11 protein-coding genes are annotated in these 17,531 nt (G+C 73.4%); 10 read left to right on the plus strand and 1 reads right to left on the minus strand.

Annotation, left to right across the window (positions count from 1 at the left end):
• Positions 1–142: 142 nt before the first annotated feature.
• The 10 genes from AB852_RS30000 (at position 143) to AB852_RS30045 (ending at position 16,497) form a co-directional block, all read left to right on the plus strand.
• Positions 143–2,227: an ATP-binding protein gene (locus AB852_RS30000; protein WP_073793431.1), complete on the plus strand. Its 2,085-nt coding sequence runs from the start codon at positions 143–145 to the stop codon at positions 2,225–2,227.
• Between the two features lie 132 nt (positions 2,228–2,359).
• On the plus strand, positions 2,360–3,952 hold the full coding sequence (locus tag AB852_RS30005) for a PucR family transcriptional regulator (protein ID WP_073793361.1): 1,593 nt from the start codon (positions 2,360–2,362) through the stop codon (positions 3,950–3,952).
• A gap of 710 nt (positions 3,953–4,662) precedes the next feature.
• Entirely contained in the window at positions 4,663–6,108 is a 1,446-nt protein-coding gene (locus AB852_RS30010; RefSeq protein ID WP_073793362.1) for an aldehyde dehydrogenase family protein, read from the plus strand.
• Positions 6,109–6,446: 338 nt separating this feature from the next.
• Positions 6,447–8,384, plus strand: a complete 1,938-nt coding sequence (locus AB852_RS30015) for an acyl-CoA dehydrogenase family protein (protein WP_073793363.1) — start codon at positions 6,447–6,449, stop codon at positions 8,382–8,384.
• 141 nt (positions 8,385–8,525) lie between these two features.
• Positions 8,526–9,803, plus strand: a complete 1,278-nt coding sequence (gene dxr, locus AB852_RS30020) for a 1-deoxy-D-xylulose-5-phosphate reductoisomerase (protein WP_073793364.1) — start codon at positions 8,526–8,528, stop codon at positions 9,801–9,803.
• The gene (locus AB852_RS30025; RefSeq protein ID WP_073793365.1) at positions 9,800–11,101 is read left to right on the plus strand and encodes a M50 family metallopeptidase; all 1,302 of its coding nucleotides are present in this window, start codon (positions 9,800–9,802) and stop codon (positions 11,099–11,101) included. The genes dxr and AB852_RS30025 overlap by 4 nt, the downstream gene beginning before the upstream one ends.
• Positions 11,102–11,265: 164 nt before the next feature.
• Complete coding sequence (gene ispG, locus AB852_RS30030; RefSeq protein ID WP_073793366.1) at positions 11,266–12,423, plus strand: flavodoxin-dependent (E)-4-hydroxy-3-methylbut-2-enyl-diphosphate synthase; 1,158 nt, start codon at positions 11,266–11,268, stop codon at positions 12,421–12,423.
• Between the two features lie 590 nt (positions 12,424–13,013).
• The gene (locus AB852_RS30035) at positions 13,014–13,862 is read left to right on the plus strand and encodes a GNAT family N-acetyltransferase (protein ID WP_073793367.1); all 849 of its coding nucleotides are present in this window, start codon (positions 13,014–13,016) and stop codon (positions 13,860–13,862) included.
• Positions 13,863–14,095: 233 nt separating this feature from the next.
• Complete coding sequence (locus tag AB852_RS30040) at positions 14,096–14,689, plus strand: GNAT family N-acetyltransferase (RefSeq protein ID WP_073793368.1); 594 nt, start codon at positions 14,096–14,098, stop codon at positions 14,687–14,689.
• A 107-nt stretch (positions 14,690–14,796) separates the two neighbouring features.
• Positions 14,797–16,497 carry a proline--tRNA ligase gene (locus tag AB852_RS30045; RefSeq protein WP_073793369.1) on the plus strand — a complete coding sequence of 567 codons (1,701 nt, stop codon included), beginning with the start codon at positions 14,797–14,799 and terminating at the stop codon, positions 16,495–16,497.
• Between the two features lie 87 nt (positions 16,498–16,584).
• Here the strand turns inward: AB852_RS30045 and AB852_RS30050 are convergent, their stop codons facing one another.
• A complete protein-coding gene (locus AB852_RS30050) occupies positions 16,585–17,529 on the minus strand; it encodes an aminoglycoside phosphotransferase family protein (protein ID WP_073793370.1) in 945 nt (314 codons plus the stop codon).
• Between the last annotated feature and the right edge of the window lie 2 nt (positions 17,530–17,531).

Raw genomic sequence — 17,531 nt, forward strand, 5'->3', positions numbered from 1 at the left:
ACCGGACCCGTACCCGGACCCGTACGCGGGTCACGACGGCACCGGCGCGTACCCGCCCGGGGGCGCCCGGCCGGGACACCCCGCGCCCGGCGCGTACCCCGGCACCTCCGGACCGGGCGGCCCGCCGCCGCGCCCCGCCGCCCTGCCGCCCCGGCCCACCGGAGCGCCCGGCGCGCCGCCCGCGTCCGGCGGCCCCACCGGCGCCCCGCCCGCGCCCGACGGCGCCGGATTCCTCGGCTGGCTCCGGACGCCCCGCCCCGACGCCGCACCCGGCGTCTGGCGGTTCGGCCACCGGCCCCGGCCCGACGAGGAGCCCGAGGAGACCCCCGCCCGCCAGCTCTTCAGCGGCGCGCTCATCGCGTTCCTCGTGGGCTGGCTGTTCTGGTCGCTGCTGTGGAACAACTACCTCGGCGGCTACTGGATGTGGCCCTACTACGTCCTCACCCCCGAGGAGTGGGCCAAACCGCTCACCCCCAGCGAGGAGAAGGCCGGTTTCGTCACCTCCACGCTCTACTACGTCCTCGTCGGCGGTGGCATCCTGCTCACCGCCGCCCGGATGGGCCGCTGGCCCGAGATCTGGCAGCGCTACCTCGCCCCCCGGCTGCGCCGACCCGCACCCGTGACCGGCGCCGCCCCGGCCACCCCCGAGGAGGACCCCGCCCAGTGGCCGCAGCTGCGCGCCGCCGGACTCCTCGGCGCGGCCGACCGGCTCACCGCCGACGCGCGCACCGGACTGATGCGCGACGTGGACCACGCCCGGATCACCCGCGCCTGGCAGGCCGTACGCGCCGGACGCCAGAGCATGGCCGACTTCTCCGCCGCCGTCACCGCCCGGGGCGCCGCCGCCTGCCTCCACCCCTCCGGCGACCGTGACCTGCCCGGCCGCGCCGCCCCGCACGACCTGCTCACCGCACAGGTCCGTATCGGCACCACCGCCGACGACTCCCGCAACCCCTACCGCTTCCGGGGCGCCGGCCTCGGCCTCGGCCCCGATCTGCTCGGCACCTCCCTGCTCGCCGTCGGCCCGGCCGGCTCGGGCAAGACCGGCGGCCTCGTACGGCCCGTCGCCGAGTCCCTGTGCCTTCAGGCACTCGCCGGACGCGCCGCCGTCGTCGTGGTCGGCGCCGCCGGAGCGGGACTCGGCGCCGTCGACGGCTACGACATCGTCGTCCGGATCGGAGCGCCCGACTCCGCCCACGACCTCGACCTGTACGGCGGCGCCACCGACGCCGACGAGGCCGCCGCCGTCCTCGCCGAGGCCCTCGTCGGCGACCTCACCGACCCGAACCCCGGCGGTGACAGCCGCCGCTCCACCACCGTCCTCGCCCAGCTCCTCGGCCCCTTCCGCACCGTCCACGGCCGCTTCCCCTCCGTTCCCGAGCTGCGCGGACTGCTCGACGGGGCACCCGGCCCCCTGCGGGAACTGCGCCGGGCCCTCATCGACGCCGGACAGGACGGGATGCTGCGTGAGCTGTCCGCCCGGGAACGGCAGCTCTCCCAGCCCGGGGACGTCGGCGGGGTGCTCGCGGACCGGATCGCGCTCCTCGACCGGCCCGCCTTCGCCGGGTTCTTCGACACCTCCGGCGCCGCCGCCCCGTTCTCGCTGCGGGCCATCGACCGCCCCGTCCGGGTCCGGATCGACCTGCCGCAACGCGGCCACGCCGACGCCTCCCGGATCATCGCCCGCCTCGTCCTCGCCCAGTTCACTGCCTGTGTCGCCGCCCGTGAGGACCGCTCCCTGTTCGCCTGCCTCGTCCTCGACGACGCCACCGGCGTCATCACCCCCGAGGCCGTCCGCGGCATCCAGCGGCTGCGCTCCGGCCACGCCGGGGCCGTCCTCACCCTGCGCACCCTCGACGACGTACCCCGCCCGCTGCGCGGCCCCCTGCTCGGCGCGATCGGCTGCCGGATGGCGCTCGCCGGACTCACCCCGTGGGACGGCCAGGACTTCGCCGAGGTCTGGGGCAAGGAATGGACCGAGGCGCGCGACGTCACCGACCGCCAGATCATCGCCGAGACACCGCTCGGCAAGACCGCCCACGCGCTGCGCCGGGTGATCACCGGCCGGTCGCCCACCGCCCGCGCCGTCACCGTCCGCCAGGTCGAACGCGAACGCTGGTCCGCCTCCGAACTCGCCCACGGCGTACCCGCCGGGCACGCCGTACTGTCGCTCACCACCGTCCGAGGCGAGCACGCGCCCCCGCTCCTGGTGGATCTGCGCGGATGAGCCGGACCGGCCGGTGAGGCAGAATCGAAAGAGCCCGTTCCGACAGGACGGCCAACTGATCCCGCCCTCCGGACCACCGCCGGTCCCCCCCCAGGTCCCGGCGGCCCGGCCCCCGGCCGACCTGAAGGTCCCATGCCCCCGACGCTCGCCTCCCTCGTCCAGCACTCCGCCCTCAAACTCACCGTCCGGGCGGGCGGCGACCGGCTGGACACCCCCGTCCGGTGGGCCCATGTGAGCGAGCTGGCCGACCCCGTGCCCTATATGGAGGGCGGCGAGCTGCTGCTCATCACGGCACTCAAGCTCGACGCCGAGGACCCGGGCGAGATGCGGCGCTATGTGCGGCGGCTGGCCAAGGCGGGCGTCGTCGGCCTCGGGTTCGCCGTCGGGGTCCACTACGACGACATCCCCGACGCCCTTCTCGACGCCGCCCGCGACGAGGACTTCCCGCTGCTCGCCGTACCGCGCCGCACCCCCTTCATCGCCATCAGCAAAGCCGTCTCCGAAGCCATCGCCCGCGACCAGTACCGCGCCGTCACCGCCGGGTTCGCCGCCCAGCGCGAGCTGACCCGGCGCACGCTCGCCGACGGCCCCGAGGGGCTGCTCGCCGTGCTCGCCGCCCAGGTCGACGGCTGGGCCGCGCTGTACGACGCCTCCGGCGCCGTCGTCGCCGCCGCGCCCGAATGGGCCGCGCGGCGCGCCGCCCGGCTCACCGCCGACGTGGCGCGGCTCGGCCGGAGCGCGGCCACCGCCAGCGCGGTCGTCGGCGGCGCCGAGGACCGCGTCGAACTCCATCCGCTCGGCACCGGACGGCGGCCCCGCTCCGCGCTCGCCGTCGGTACGGCGTCCGCGCTGGGCACCGCCGAGCGCTACGCCGTGCACTCCGCGATCGCCCTGCTCACCCTCACCACCGAGCGCTCGCGGGCGCTGCACGCGGCGGAGGAACGCATCGGGACGGCCGTGCTGCGGCTGCTGCTCGCCGCGCGGCCCGACGACGCGCGTGCCGTCGCCGGGGATCTGTACGGGGCGCTCCTCGACGCGCCGTTCCGGATCGCCGTCGCGGTGGCACCCGCCGGGTCCACGGGCGGTGCGGGGACCGGGGGCGGTTCGGGTTCGGGTGTTGCCGTGGGTCTCGCCGAGGCGGTGGAGTCCGCCGCGGCGCGTGCGGGGGAGCCGGTGCTCCTCGCGCCCGGTCCCGTGGAGCCCGACGGCCCGGAGCGGCTGACCCTCGTGCTGGCCGACGGGGGCGCGGCGGCGCACGCCTGCGCGGGGTACGCGGAGGGGGACGGTGCGGGGGGTCCGGGGTCCGCCGGGCTGGTGATCGGGGTGTCGCCGCCCGTGCTGGTCGGCGGGGCGCCCGAGGCGCATCAGCAGGCCGAGCAGGCGCTGGCCGTGGCGCGGCGGCGGGGGCGGTCGTACGTCGAGCACGAGGAGGTGGCCGCAGGGTCCGTGCTGCCGCTGCTCGCGGACGACGCGGTGCGGGCGTTCGCGGACGGGCTGCTGCGGGCCCTGCGGGAGCATGACGCCACCGGGCGGGGGGACCTGGTCGCCTCGCTGCGGGCGTGGCTGTCGCGGCACGGGCAGTGGGACGCGGCGGCGGCGGATCTCGGGGTGCACCGGCATACGCTCCGGTACCGGATGCGGAGGGTCGAGGAGATCCTCGGGCGCTCTCTCGACGACCCGGACGTCCGGATGGAGCTGTGGCTGGCGCTGAAGATTCCCCGGTGAGCGCAGTTGGCTTGCGCCTTTTCGGTCCGTCCGGCGGGGCGTACTTCGTTCCTGTACAGGTCGCCTTTGCTTGCGCTTCCCAGGTCTGTCCGGCTGGACGCGCTTGTTCCTGTGCCGTCGTTCGGTGGTTTCGCGCAGTTCCCCGCGCCCCTTTGGGGCGCGTTCTGCTTGTTCTTCGGGTCGGGGCCGGTCGGGATTCTCCGTCCTCGATCCGACACGCTCGGTAACACGTTCAGTGGTCCGACTGAAGAGCATCGGAGTCTGCGAGCAGAGATTCCCGCCCACCCCCTCCCGCAGCCATGCGAGTCCGCGAGGAGGGTGGTTGAACCCCAGCCCCGGGCTGATGACAGCCCGCAGCCTGACCGCAGCCCCAGGTGGGCGCCCCCATAGGGGCGCGGGGAACTGCGCACCCACGGACGACCTGTACAGGAACGAAGTACGTCCAGCCGGACAGACCTAGGAAGCGCAAGCGAAGGCGGCCTGCGGGGAACTGCGCACCCCCGTCCGACCCGCACAGGGACAGGTGCGTCCAGCGCAAGGGACCTCGGAAGCGCGAGCGAAGGCGGTCCAGCGCAAGCGAAGGCGGCCCTCGGACAATGTGGCCAGGATGTGGTGACGTTCCGTACGGGGTGGACAAACGACGGGGCTGACCGGCGCCTCTACCGTGGTGCAGACACCGCACCGCGACAGGGAAGGGCCGGACCCCGGACATGACCCCCACCACCGCCTTCTGGCTGGCCGGCCGCCAGGCCACCGGCGACACCACGTTCGACGTCACCTCCCCGTGGGACAACCGCCTGGTCGGCAAGGTGAGCGTGCCCACCGAGGCCCAGGTCGAGGAGGCCGTGGCCAAGGCCCACGCCACCGTGGAGTGGTTCGCCGCGACCCCGGCCCACGTCCGCGCCGCGGCCCTCCTCCACGTCTCCGAGGGCCTCGCGTCCCGCACCGAGGAGATCGCCCAGCTGATCTCCGCGGAGAACGGCAAGCCGATCAAGTGGGCCCGCGGCGAGGTCGGCCGCGCGGTCTCCGTGTTCCGGTTCGCCGCCGAGGAGGCCCGCCGCTTCAACGGCGGCGAGGCCCAGCGCCTCGACACCGACGCCGGCGGCCAGGGCCGCCTCGCCCTCACCCGCCGCTTCCCCAAGGGCGTCGTCCTCGGCATCGCCCCGTTCAACTTCCCGCTGAACCTCTGCGCCCACAAGGTCGCCCCCGCGATCGCCGCCGGTGTGCCGATCATCCTGAAGCCCGCCCCGGCCACCCCGCTGTCCGGGCTGATCCTCGGTGAGCTGCTGGCCCAGACGGACCTGCCCGAGGGCTCCTGGTCGATCCTCCCGGTCGCCAACGACCGTATGCCCGCGCTGGTCCAGGACGAGCGGCTGCCGGTGATCTCCTTCACCGGCTCCGAGACGGTCGGCTACGCGATCATGGACTCGGTCCCGCGCAAGCACTGCACCCTGGAGCTGGGCGGAAACGGCGCGGCCGTCGTCCTCGCCGACTGGTCCAGCGACGCGGACCTCGACCTGGCCGCCCAGCGCATCGCCATGTTCTCCAACTACCAGGGCGGCCAGTCCTGCATCTCCGTGCAGCGGGTGATCGCCGACGCCGCCGTGTACGACCGGCTCGTCCCGAGGATCGTCGCCGCCGTCGAGGCCCAGGTGACCGGTGACCCCTCCGACGCCGCGACCGATGTCGGCCCGCTGGTCAGCGAGGACGCCGCCAAGCGCGTGGAGTCCTGGGTCGACGAGGCCGCCGCCGCGGGCGCCGAGGTCCTCACCGGCGGCAAGCGCGACGCCGCCGCGTACGCCCCGACCGTCCTCGCCTCCGTACCCGGTGAGGTCACCATCGCCCGCGAGGAGGTCTTCGGACCCGTCCTCGTCGTGACGCGCACGGAGGGCGAGGACGAGGCGTTCGCCGCCGTGAACTCCTCCAAGTACGGACTCCAGGCGGGCGTCTTCACCCATGACGTGCGGGCCGCGTTCCGCGCCCACCGGGCCCTGGAGGTCGGCGGCGTGATCATCGGCGACGTCCCGTCCTACCGCGCCGACCAGATGCCCTACGGCGGCGCCAAGCTCTCCGGCGTCGGCCGCGAGGGCGTCCGCTACGCCATGGACGACTACACCTACGAGCGGGTCCTGGTCCTCACCGGCCTCGACCTCTGACGTAGCGGACCCGAGGCGGCCCCCACCGGCCACCTCACACCACCGGCGCCCCACCTGTCCCGGGGCGCCGGTGGCCACGGCCGGAGCCCGCTGTGCGGGGGCTCCGGCCGTCGGCGTTCCCGGGAGGGATTCCCGGGAGCCGGTGGCCCGGTGTCCGGGGGTGGTGGACCGGCCTCGCGGGCTTGGTCCGAACGGCCGTAAGAAGGCTGGCTGGCGCCGGGGGATTGGGGTAGAGGTCGGGTAACACCTTTCGACAACCCAGGGCGCGCACCGCGCCCCGAGCGGGTACGCGCGGCCGCGGGCGTACCCCTGTCCCGACTCGCGGTGAGGTGACCCTCATGACCGCATCACCCCCGAAACCCGCCGTCACCGAACGCGAGGCCCGTCAGGTGGCCGAGGAGGCGCGTGAGCAGGGCTGGCGCAGACCCAGCTTCGCCAAGGAACTCTTCCTCGGCCGCTTCCGCCTCGACCTGATCCATCCGCACCCGGCGCCCGCCGACGACGCGGTCCGGCGCGGCGAGGAGTTCCTGTCCAGGCTGCGCGACTTCTGCGAGACCCGGATCGACTCCGCGCGGATCGAACGCGAGGCCCGTATCCCCGACGAGACGGTGACCGGCCTCAAGGAGCTCGGCGCCCTCGGGATGAAGATCGACGTCAAGTACGGCGGGCTCGGCCTCACCCAGGTCTACTACAACAAGGCCCTCGCCCTCGTCGGCACCGCGAGCCCCGCGATCGGCGCGCTGCTCTCCGCCCACCAGTCCATCGGTGTGCCGCAGCCCCTGAAGCTCTTCGGCACCCAGGAGCAGCGCGAGGAGTTCCTGCCGCGCTGCGCCCGTACCGATATCTCCGCGTTCCTGCTGACCGAACCCGATGTCGGCTCCGACCCGGCACGCCTGGCCACCGCGGCCGTCCCCGACGGTGACGAGTACGTCCTGGACGGGGTGAAGCTGTGGACCACCAACGGGGTCGTCGCGGATCTCCTGGTCGTCATGGCGCGGGTCCCGAATGGCGAGGGGCATCCGGGCGGCATCACGGCGTTCGTCGTGGAGGCGGACAGCGACGGCATCACCGTCGAGAACCGCAACGCCTTCATGGGGCTGCGCGGCATCGAGAACGGCGTCACCCGTTTCCAGGGGGTCAGGGTCCCGGCGGCGAACCGTATCGGCGCGGAGGGCGCGGGGCTGAAGATCGCCCTGACCACGCTCAACACCGGACGGCTGTCGCTGCCCGCGATGTGCGTCGGCGCGGGCAAGTGGTGTCTGAAGATCGCCCGTGAGTGGTCGGCGGTCCGGGAGCAGTGGGGCAAGCCCGTCGCCCACCACGAGGCGGTCGGGGCGAAGATCTCCTTCATCGCGGCGACCACGTTCGCCCTGGAGGCCGTGGTCGACCTGTCGTCCCAGATGGCCGACGAGAACCGCAACGACATCCGCATCGAGGCCGCGCTCGCCAAGCTGTACGGCTCCGAGATGGCGTGGCTGATGGCCGACGAACTGGTGCAGATCCGCGGCGGACGCGGCTTCGAGACCGCCGAGTCGCTCGCCGCGCGCGGTGAGCGGGCCGTGCCCGCCGAGCAGATGCTGAGGGACCTGCGGATCAACCGGATCTTCGAGGGGTCCACCGAGATCATGCATCTGCTGATCGCCCGAGAGGCCGTCGACGCGCATCTGTCGGTCGCGGGCGACCTCATCGACCCCGAGGTGTCCCTTCAGGACAAGGCGCGCGCGGGCGCGAAGGCGGGCGGTTTCTACGCCCGCTGGCTGCCCCGGCTGGTCACGGGCGCGGGCCAGCTCCCGAACGCGTACACCGCGTTCCACCCCGGCGGCTACGCCGATCTCGCAACCCATCTGCGGTACGTGGAGCGGGCCTCGCGCAAGCTCGCGCGTTCGACGTTCTACGCGATGTCCCGCTGGCAGGGGCGGATGGAGACCAAGCAGGGTTTCCTCGGGCGGATCGTCGACATCGGCGCGGAGCTGTTCGCGATGAGCGCGGCGTGTGTACGGGCCGAGCATCTGCGGACGACCGGCGACCACGGCAAGGAGGCGTACCAGCTCGCCGATGTGTTCTGCCAGCAGGCCAGGGTGCGGGCCGACGAGCTGTTCGGGCGGCTGTGGACCAACACGGACGAGGCCGACCGGAAGGTCGTCAGGGCCACCCTGGCCGGGGCGTACACCTGGCTGGAGCAGGGGGTGGTCGACCCGAGCGGTGACGGTCCCTGGATCGCCGACACCTCGCCCCCCGACACCCCCCGGCCCGATCTGCACCGCCCGATTCCCTGACCCCGTACGCCCCGGGGCGCTCCCAGGGGGCGTGCGGGACAGGCGTACGCCCCGCGCGCCCCCGCGGGCGGGGAGGCGTCCGTGCCCCGCCGGGCACCCCGCCCCTGCCGCCCGGGGTCCCGGTGCGGTGACAATGGGGGGATGAGCGACAGCCCAGCCCCCCTCGCCGACCCGCACCGTCTCTTCGACCCCGTCGGGAGCGGCGGTCCCCGGGACATCGTCATCCTCGGCTCCACGGGATCGATCGGCACCCAGGCCATCGACCTCGTCCTGCGCAACCCCGACCGCTTCCGGGTCACCGCGCTGTCCGCCGCGGGCGGCCGTACGGACCTCCTGGCCGAGCAGGCCCACCGGCTGGGTGTCGGCACTGTCGCGGTCGCCCGTGAGGACACCGTCCCGCGGCTGCGGGACGCGCTGGCCGCCCGGTACGGGCCCGGCGGGCGGCTCCCGGAGATCCTGGCCGGACCCGGCGCCGCCGCCGAGCTGGCCGCCTCCCCCTGCCACACCGTGCTCAACGGCATCACCGGCTCCATCGGGCTGGCCCCGACCCTCGCCGCGCTGGAGGCGGGCCGCACCCTCGCGCTCGCCAACAAGGAGTCGCTGATCGCCGGCGGACCCCTGGTGCGGGCGCTGGCGAAGCCGGGCCAGATCATCCCCGTGGACTCCGAGCACGCGGCCCTCTTCCAGGCGCTCGCCGCCGGGACCCGCGCCGATGTCCGCAAGCTGGTCGTCACCGCGTCCGGCGGGCCGTTCCGCGGCCGGACCAAGGCGGAGCTCGCCGATGTCACCCCCGCCGACGCCCTCGCCCACCCCACCTGGGCGATGGGCCCGGTGATCAGCGTCAACTCCGCGACCCTGGTGAACAAGGGCCTGGAGGTCATCGAGGCGCATCTCCTCTACGACATCCCCTTCGACCGTATCGAGGTCGTCGTCCACCCCCAGTCGTACGTCCACTCCATGGTCGAGTTCACGGACGGCTCCACCCTGGCCCAGGCCACCCCGCCGGACATGGGCGGCCCCATCGCGATCGGCCTCGGCTGGCCCGAACGGGTACCGGACGCGGCCCCCGCGTTCGACTGGAGGCAGGCGTCCACCTGGGAGTTCTTCCCGCTGGACACCGAGGCGTTCCCGTCCGTGGGGCTGGCCCGGCACGTGGGCGGGCTCGCGGGAACCGCTCCGGCGGTGTTCAATGCGGCCAACGAGGAGTGCGTGGACGCGTTCCTGAACGGCGGGCTGCCGTTCAACGGGATCATGGAGACCGTCACCGAGGTCGTCGCCGAGCACGGCACCCCCGGTACGGGAACTTCCCTGACCGTCGCGGACGTCCTCGAAGCGGAGACCTGGGCCCGCGCCCGGGCCCGTGAACTGACAGCCCGGGCGACCAGGACAGCGAAGACGACCGCGGAGGCGCGTGCATGACACTCCTGATGACCATCCTCGGGATAGTGGTCTTCGCGATCGGCCTGCTGATCTCCATCGCCTGGCACGAGCTCGGGCATCTGTCCACCGCCAAGCTCTTCGGCATCCGGGTCCCGCAGTACATGGTCGGCTTCGGGCCCACGATCTGGTCCCGCAAGAAGGGCGAGACCGAGTACGGCATCAAGGCCATCCCGCTCGGCGGCTACATCCGCATGATCGGGATGTTCCCGCCCGGCACCGACGGCCGGATCGAGGCCCGCTCCACCTCCCCGTGGCGCGGCATGATCGAGGACGCCCGCTCCGCCGCGTACGAGGAGCTGGAGCCCGGCGACGAGAAGCGGCTCTTCTACACGCGCAAGCCGTGGAAGCGCGTCATCGTCATGTTCGCCGGACCGTTCATGAACCTGATCCTCGCCGTGGCGATCTTCCTCGGTGTGCTGATGACCTTCGGCATCGAGCAGCAGACCACCACCGTCGGCGCCGTCTCCGACTGCGTCATCCAGCAGAGCGAGAACCGCACCAAGTGCGCCCAGGGCGACCAGGCCGCCCCCGCCAAGCAGGCCGGACTCCAGAAGCGCGACAAGATCGTCGCGTTCAACGGCCAGGAGGTCCAGGACTGGTCGGCCCTCCAGTCGCGCATCCGCGACACCATCGGCCCCGCCACCATCACCGTCGAGCGGGACGGACAGCGCCAGGACCTCCAGGCCACCCTGATCAGGAACCAGGTCGGCAAGACCGACGGCGAGGGCGGCTACGTCAAGGGCGAGTACGTCACCGCCGGATTCCTCGGCTTCACCCCGGCCTCCGGGATCGTGGAACAGTCGTTCGGCCAGTCCGTGGACCGGATGGGCGACATGATGCAGAACGGCGTCGAGTCGCTGATCGCCCTGCCCACCAAGGTCCCCGCCCTCTGGGACGCCGCCTTCGGTGACGGCCCCCGCGAGGCCGACTCCCCGATAGGGGTCGTCGGCGCCGCCCGGGTCGGCGGCGAGGTCCTCAACCTGGACATCCCGCCGGAGAACCAGGTCGCGATGATGCTGTTCCTTGTCGCGGGCTTCAACCTCTCGCTGTTCCTGTTCAACATGCTCCCGCTGCTCCCGCTCGACGGCGGACACATCGCGGGCGCCCTGTGGGAGTCGGTGCGGCGCAGGACGGCCCGGCTCTTCAAGCGGCCCGACCCGGGGCCGTTCGACGTGGCGAAGCTGATGCCCGTCGCCTATGTCGTCGCCGGGGTATTCGTCTGCTTCACCCTTCTTGTCCTGGTGGCGGACCTCGTGAACCCCGTCAGAATCTCCTGACCCACCAGGGAGCGCGGCGGCCGGACAGCACGCCTGTCCGGCCGCCCACTCATGTGGCGGACCGTGTGGCGCGATGTGCTCCACGGCGTGTCGGTGCCGTAATCTCGGGGGTCGGAGCCCGCTGATGACGGGACCTCGATCCACTCCTTGGGGTTGCACAGCAGATGACTGCGATTTCGCTCGGCATGCCGTCCGTTCCGACCAAGCTCGCCGAGCGCCGGAAAAGCCGGCAGATCCAGGTCGGATCCGTGGCGGTGGGCGGCGACGCCCAGGTCTCGGTGCAGTCGATGACGACGACACGTACGTCGGACATCGGTGCGACGCTTCAGCAGATCGCGGAGCTGACGGCGTCGGGCTGCCAGATCGTCCGGGTGGCGTGCCCGACGCAGGACGACGCGGACGCGTTGTCGGTGATCGCACGCAAGTCCCAGATCCCGGTGATCGCCGACATCCATTTCCAGCCGAAGTACGTCTTCGCCGCGATCGACGCGGGCTGCGCGGCGGTACGGGTGAACCCGGGGAACATCAAGCAGTTCGACGACAAGGTCCGCGAGATCGCGAAGGCGGCGGGCGCGGCGGGCACCCCGATCCGGATCGGCGTGAACGCCGGCTCGCTGGACCGCCGACTGCTCCAGAAGTACGGCAAGGCGACACCGGAGGCGCTGGTCGAGTCGGCGCTGTGGGAGGCGTCCCTCTTCGAGGAGCACGGCTTCCAGGACATCAAGATCTCGGTCAAGCACAACGACCCCGTCGTGATGGTCAACGCCTACCGCCAGCTCGCCGCCCAGAGCGACTACCCCCTCCACCTCGGCGTCACGGAGGCGGGCCCCGCGTTCCAGGGCACCATCAAGTCCGCCGTCGCGTTCGGCGCGCTGCTCGCCGAGGGCATCGGCGACACGATCCGCGTCTCCCTCTCCGCCCCGCCGGTGGAGGAGATCAAGGTCGGCATCCAGATCCTGGAATCGCTGAACCTGCGCCAGCGCCGCCTGGAGATCGTCTCGTGCCCGTCCTGCGGCCGCGCCCAGGTGGACGTCTACAAGCTGGCGGAAGAGGTCACGGCCGGCCTGGAGGGCATGGAGGTCCCGCTGCGCGTCGCGGTCATGGGCTGCGTCGTGAACGGCCCCGGCGAGGCCCGCGAGGCGGACCTGGGCGTCGCCTCCGGCAACGGCAAGGGCCAGATCTTCGTGAAGGGCGAGGTCATCAAGACCGTCCCCGAGTCGAAGATCGTGGAGACCCTGATCGACGAGGCCATGAAGATCGCCGAACAGATGGAGAAGGACGGCGTCCCCTCCGGCGAACCCCAGATCTCCGTAGCCGGCTGACCCCCCCACCCAGCGGACAACGCCAGGAGGCGCCCCCAAAGGGGCGCGGGGAACTGCGCAAGACCACCGAGCACCCGCACGGAAAAAGGTGCGCCCACCCCCGCGTACCCAGCACCGCAAGCCAAGGGCCCCCCGCACCCGGCGGACAACGCCAGGAGGCGCCCCCGGAGGGGCGCGGGGAACTGCGCAAAACCACCGAGCACCCGCACGGCAAAGGGCGCGCCCACCCCCGCGTACCCAGGGGCGCAAGCCAAGGGCCCCCCGCACCCGGCGGACAACGCCAGGAGGCGCCCCCAAAGGGGCGCGGGGAACTGCGCACCCCCCGGGCGCCCCGCACGGAAAAGGTGCGCTCACCACCGAGTACCCGGGGGCGCAAGCGAAGGGCGACCCGCACGGGAAGGGTGCGCCCACCACCGAGTACCCAGGGGCGCAAGCGAAGGCGCCCCGCACAGGCCCGCGCCACCGCAGGAGGAACCCCGCCCGCCCCGGGGGCCGAAGGGCGAAGCCCGAGCCCCCGGCGGGCGGGCACCCACCCCCACCGGCAGGTACAGTGCGGGGACCAGCAGCCCACCCGGTGAGGCCCCGCACCCGTGTTGACCCAGACCACCACCAGGGTCCTCGAACCGAGCGACCTACCCGCGGCCCTCGCGGTCCTGCACCGCGACCCCGTGGCGAACGCCTTCGTGACCTCCCGGGTCCAGGTCGCCGGCCTGGACCCCTGGCGCCTCGGCGGCGAGATGTGGGGCTGGTACGAGGACGGCATGCTGGCGTCCCTCTGCTACGCGGGCGCCAACCTCGTCCCCCTCTGCGCCACCCCCCGGGCCATCCGCGGCTTCGCGGACCGCGCCCGCCGCGCGGGCCGCCGCTGCTCCTCCATCGTCGGCCCCGCCGAGTCCACCGCCCTGCTGTGGCGTCTGCTCGAACCGAACTGGGGCCCCGCCCGCGAGGTCCGCGAACACCAGCCCCTGATGGTCACCGACCGCCTCTCCGACACGGTCGCCCCCGACCCGTACGTCCGGCGCGTCCGCAAGGACGAGATGGAGACGATCATGCCCGCGTGCGTGGCCATGTTCACCGAGGAGGTCGGGGTCTCCCCGCTCGCCGGGGACGGCGGGCTGCTCTACCAGGCACGGGTCGCGGAACTCGTCGGCTCCGGCCGCTCCTTCGCCCGTCTCGACCGGCACGGCAAGGTCCTCTTCAAGGCCGAGATCGGCGCCGCGACCACCCAGGCGTGCCAGATCCAGGGCGTCTGGGTCGCCCCCGAGTACCGGGGCCGCGGCTACGCCGCCCCCGGCATGGCGGCGGTCCTGCGCTACGCGCTCGCCGACATCGCGCCCGTCGCCAGCCTGTACGTCAACGACTACAACACCGCGGCCCGCGCCACGTACCGCAAGGTCGGTTTCCAGGAGGTCGGGGCCTTTATGAGTGTCCTGTTCTGACCGGTCCGCCCGACCCCGCGGTGTCCTGTTCCGAACCGTCCGCCCGGCCCCGCCCGCACCCACCCCGTCGGTCCCGCCCGCACCCACCCCGTCCTGCCCGGTCCCGCCCCGACGCACCACCGTCGGCGCCCGCCCGTGCCCGCCGCCGCGCCCCACCGGCGCGAACCGGCCGCCCCCGGCCACCACCCCCGCCGCCCCGTGCCCCCACCAGGCACGCGGGGTACTCTCCCCGCATGCTGCGATTCCCCGGATTCGGCTCGCGTACGCCCCACGACGTCACGATCGGACCCCTCGATCTCGCGGCCCGGGTGGACGAGGCGCTGGCGGTCCAGGCCGAGGCGTTCGGGCTCAGCCAGGACGAGATCGGCGTACGCCGCCAGATCGTCCTGCGGCACATGGGATACCCCGGCGCCCGCGCGCTCGGCGCGACCCTCACCGACGGACGGCTCGTCGGCTTCGTCTACGGCATGCCCAACGACCGTCTCCACTGGTGGTCCACCGTCGTCCAGCCGTATCTGCGGCGCGCGGGACACGACCACTGGCTCGACGACTCCTTCGTGATCACCGAGCTGCATGTGCACACCCGCTACCAGAACCAGGGCGTCGGCCGCTCGCTCATCACCACCGTCACCGACGCCGTGACGCAGCCCCGCTCGATCCTCTCCGCCATCGATGTCGAGAGCCCCGCCCGCGCCCTGTACCGCGCGCTCGGCTACCAGGACCTGGCCCGCCGGGTGCACTTCCCGAGCGCCCCCAAGCCGTACGCCGTGATGGGCGCGGACCTGCCGCTGCACCGCCGTGAGGAGCCCGGACCGCCCGTCCGTTGAGCCGCGGACCCGCCCCCGGAGGGACCACCGGCGGAAGAACCGATTTCCGCGGGCCCCACGGGCCCGGCTAACCTCCTGCCATCACCCTTTCCGAGCAGGAGTTCACCATGGCCCAGGTCCAGCGCATGTCCAAGCTGATGATCAAGACACTGCGCGACGACCCGGCGGACGCCGAGACGCTCAGCCACAAGCTCCTGGTCCGCGCCGGGTACGTCCGCCGCAACGCGGCCGGCATCTGGAGCTGGCTGCCGCTCGGCAAGAAGGTCCTCGACAACGTCTCCCGTGTGGTCCGCGAGGAGATGGACGCCATCGGCGCCCAGGAGGTCCTGCTCCCCGCCCTGCTGCCCAAGGAGCCCTACGAGGCGTCCGGGCGCTGGGAGGAGTACGGCGACCTGCTGTTCCGCCTCAAGGACCGCAAGGGCGGCGAGTACCTGCTCGGCCCCACCCACGAGGAGATCTTCACCCTCGTGGTGAAGGACCAGGCCTCGTCCTACAAGGACCTCCCGGTCATGCTCTACCAGATCCAGACCAAGTACCGCGACGAGGCCCGCCCCCGGTCCGGTGTGCTGCGCGGGCGCGAGTTCCAGATGAAGGACTCGTACTCCTTCGACACCACCGACGAGGGCCTCGCCGAGTCCTACCGGCTGCACCGCGAGGCGTACCAGAACATCTTCCGGCGCCTCGGCCTCGACTACCGGATCGTCTCGGCCGTCTCCGGTGCCATGGGAGGGTCCGCGTCCGAGGAGTTCCTGGCGCCCGCCGCCGCCGGTGAGGACACCTTCGTGGACTGTCCCGCCTGCGACTACGCCGCGAACACCGAGGCCGTCACCTTCCCGCTGAACCCCGTCGACGGCGCCGCGCACGGACCCGTCGAGGAGCTCGACACCCCCGACACCCCGACCATCGAGACCCTGGCCGAGTTCCTGGACGTCCCGGCCTCCGCCACCCTGAAGAACCTCCTGGTGAAGGTCGACGGCGAGATCGTCGCCGTCGGGGTGCCCGGCGACCGCGAGGTCGACCTGGGCAAGCTCGGTGAGCACCTCGCCCCGGCCGTGGTCGAGCTCGTCACCGCCGAGGACTTCGAGGGCCGCCCCGACCTCGTCCGCGGCTACGTCGGCCCGCAGGGCCTGGAGAAGGTCCGCTACATCGCCGACCCCCGGATCGCCCCCGGCACCGCCTGGATCACCGGCGCCAACAAGCCCGGCACCCACGCCCGCAACGTCGTCGCCGGCCGTGACTTCACCGTCGACGACCACCTCGACGTGGTCGTCGTCGAGGCGGGCGACCCCTGCCCGAAGTGCGGTACGGGACTGAGGCTCGACCGCGCGATCGAGATCGGCCACATCTTCCAGCTCGGCCGCAAGTACGCCGACACGTTCCAGCTCGACGTCCTCGGCCAGCAGGGCAAGCCCGTCCGCGTGACGATGGGCTCCTACGGCATCGGGGTGTCCCGCGCGGTCGCCGCGCTCGCCGAGCAGACCGCCGACGACCAGGGGCTGTGCTGGCCGCGTGAGATCGCGCCCGCCGATGTCCATGTGGTCGCCGCGGGCAAGGCCGCCCAGACCGAGCTGGCGCTCGACGTGTCCCAGCAGCTGGCCGACGCCGGTGTCCGTGTCATCGTCGACGACCGCGCCGGGGTCTCCCCGGGCGTCAAGTTCACCGACGCCGAGCTGATCGGGGTGCCCACGATCCTCGTCGCGGGCCGCCGCACCGCCGAAGGCGTCGTGGAGCTGAAGGACCGCCGCACCGGCGAGCGCGAGGAACTGCCCGTCGCCGAAGCGGTGGCGCGCCTCACCGCCCGCTCCTGACCCACGCCGGACACGGCGGTGCCCCGGAGGAATCCCGCATCCCCTCCGGGGCACCCCCGTATCCGGTTCCCGAACGGGCCGGGACCCCTACAGCCAGGTCGCGAACTCCAGCGTCAGCTCCGCGTCCGCCGTCCGCCCCGCCCGGTGCGCCCGCACCCCGGACTCCACCGCCCGGAACAGCGCCCAGCCCCGTACCCGCTCCGCGTCCAGCTCCAGCGCCTCCGCGAGCCTGCGCACCCGGCGCCGTGCGACACCCGCCCCGGACGGGGCCGCCACCAGGTCCTCCACCCGGTCCCGGACCAGCCGCGCCAGGTCGAACGCGCCCTCCCCGACCAGCGGATCGGGCCCGACCGCCAGCCAGGGCGTCCGCTCACCGGCCAGCACCTTGCTCTGCCGGAACGTCCCGTGCAGCAGCACCTCGTCGCCGGGCGGGCCCGCGAGCAGCTCCTCCCGGGCCGCCAGCGCCGCGTCCACCAGATCCGCCGACTGCGCGTCCGCGCCCGCCCGCATCTGCGCGGCCTGCCGCCCGGTCAGCCCGGCCACCGTCTCGAAACCGTGCCCCACGGGCGGCGCGACCCACAGCCGCCGCAGCACCCCGACGGCCTCCAGCATCGACTTGGCCTCCGGCAGCGACCGCACCGGCACATCGGGGCTCAGCCGCTCCAGCAGCATCGCGCCCGGCGGCACCGGTCCGGCCAGCGTCCGTACCGCCCCGACCCCCGCCCAGTGCTCCAGCGCCGCCCGCTCCCGCTCCGGCCCCGCCCCGGGCGGCGCCAGCTTCAGCGCGGCGGGCGTCCCGTCCGCGTCACGCACCAGCGCCACCAGACTGCTGCGCCCGCCGGGCACCCGGACCCGCTCGACGCTCAGCCCGGCCCGCGCCACGGCGTCGGCGAACAGGCCGGGCAACGCGTCCAGCCACTCGTCGTCCACCGCGCCGTCAGCCGCGTCGCCGGCCGGGGGAGAGCCGCCGTGCGCGAGGGCGCGTGCCTCGGCGAGCGCCCGGACCAGGCGCTCCGGCGCTTCGAAAACCATGC

Source organism: Streptomyces uncialis (assembly GCF_001905345.1).
In the GTDB taxonomy this organism is placed as follows: domain Bacteria; phylum Actinomycetota; class Actinomycetes; order Streptomycetales; family Streptomycetaceae; genus Streptomyces; species Streptomyces uncialis.

Excerpts from the sequence above, each read along its gene's own strand:
- AB852_RS30005 (WP_073793361.1), top strand. The coding sequence starts at position 2,360 with ATGCCCCCGACGCTCGCCTCCCTCGTCCAGCACTCCGCCCTCAAACTC.
- AB852_RS30010 (WP_073793362.1), top strand. The coding sequence starts at position 4,663 with ATGACCCCCACCACCGCCTTCTGGCTGGCCGGCCGCCAGGCCACCGGC.
- AB852_RS30015 (WP_073793363.1), top strand. The coding sequence starts at position 6,447 with ATGACCGCATCACCCCCGAAACCCGCCGTCACCGAACGCGAGGCCCGT.
- dxr (WP_073793364.1), top strand. The coding sequence starts at position 8,526 with ATGAGCGACAGCCCAGCCCCCCTCGCCGACCCGCACCGTCTCTTCGAC.
- AB852_RS30025 (WP_073793365.1), top strand. The coding sequence starts at position 9,800 with ATGACACTCCTGATGACCATCCTCGGGATAGTGGTCTTCGCGATCGGC.
- ispG (WP_073793366.1), top strand. The coding sequence starts at position 11,266 with ATGACTGCGATTTCGCTCGGCATGCCGTCCGTTCCGACCAAGCTCGCC.
- AB852_RS30040 (WP_073793368.1), top strand. The coding sequence starts at position 14,096 with ATGCTGCGATTCCCCGGATTCGGCTCGCGTACGCCCCACGACGTCACG.
- AB852_RS30045 (WP_073793369.1), top strand. The coding sequence starts at position 14,797 with ATGGCCCAGGTCCAGCGCATGTCCAAGCTGATGATCAAGACACTGCGC.
- AB852_RS30050 (WP_073793370.1), bottom strand. The coding sequence starts at position 17,529 with ATGGTTTTCGAAGCGCCGGAGCGCCTGGTCCGGGCGCTCGCCGAGGCA.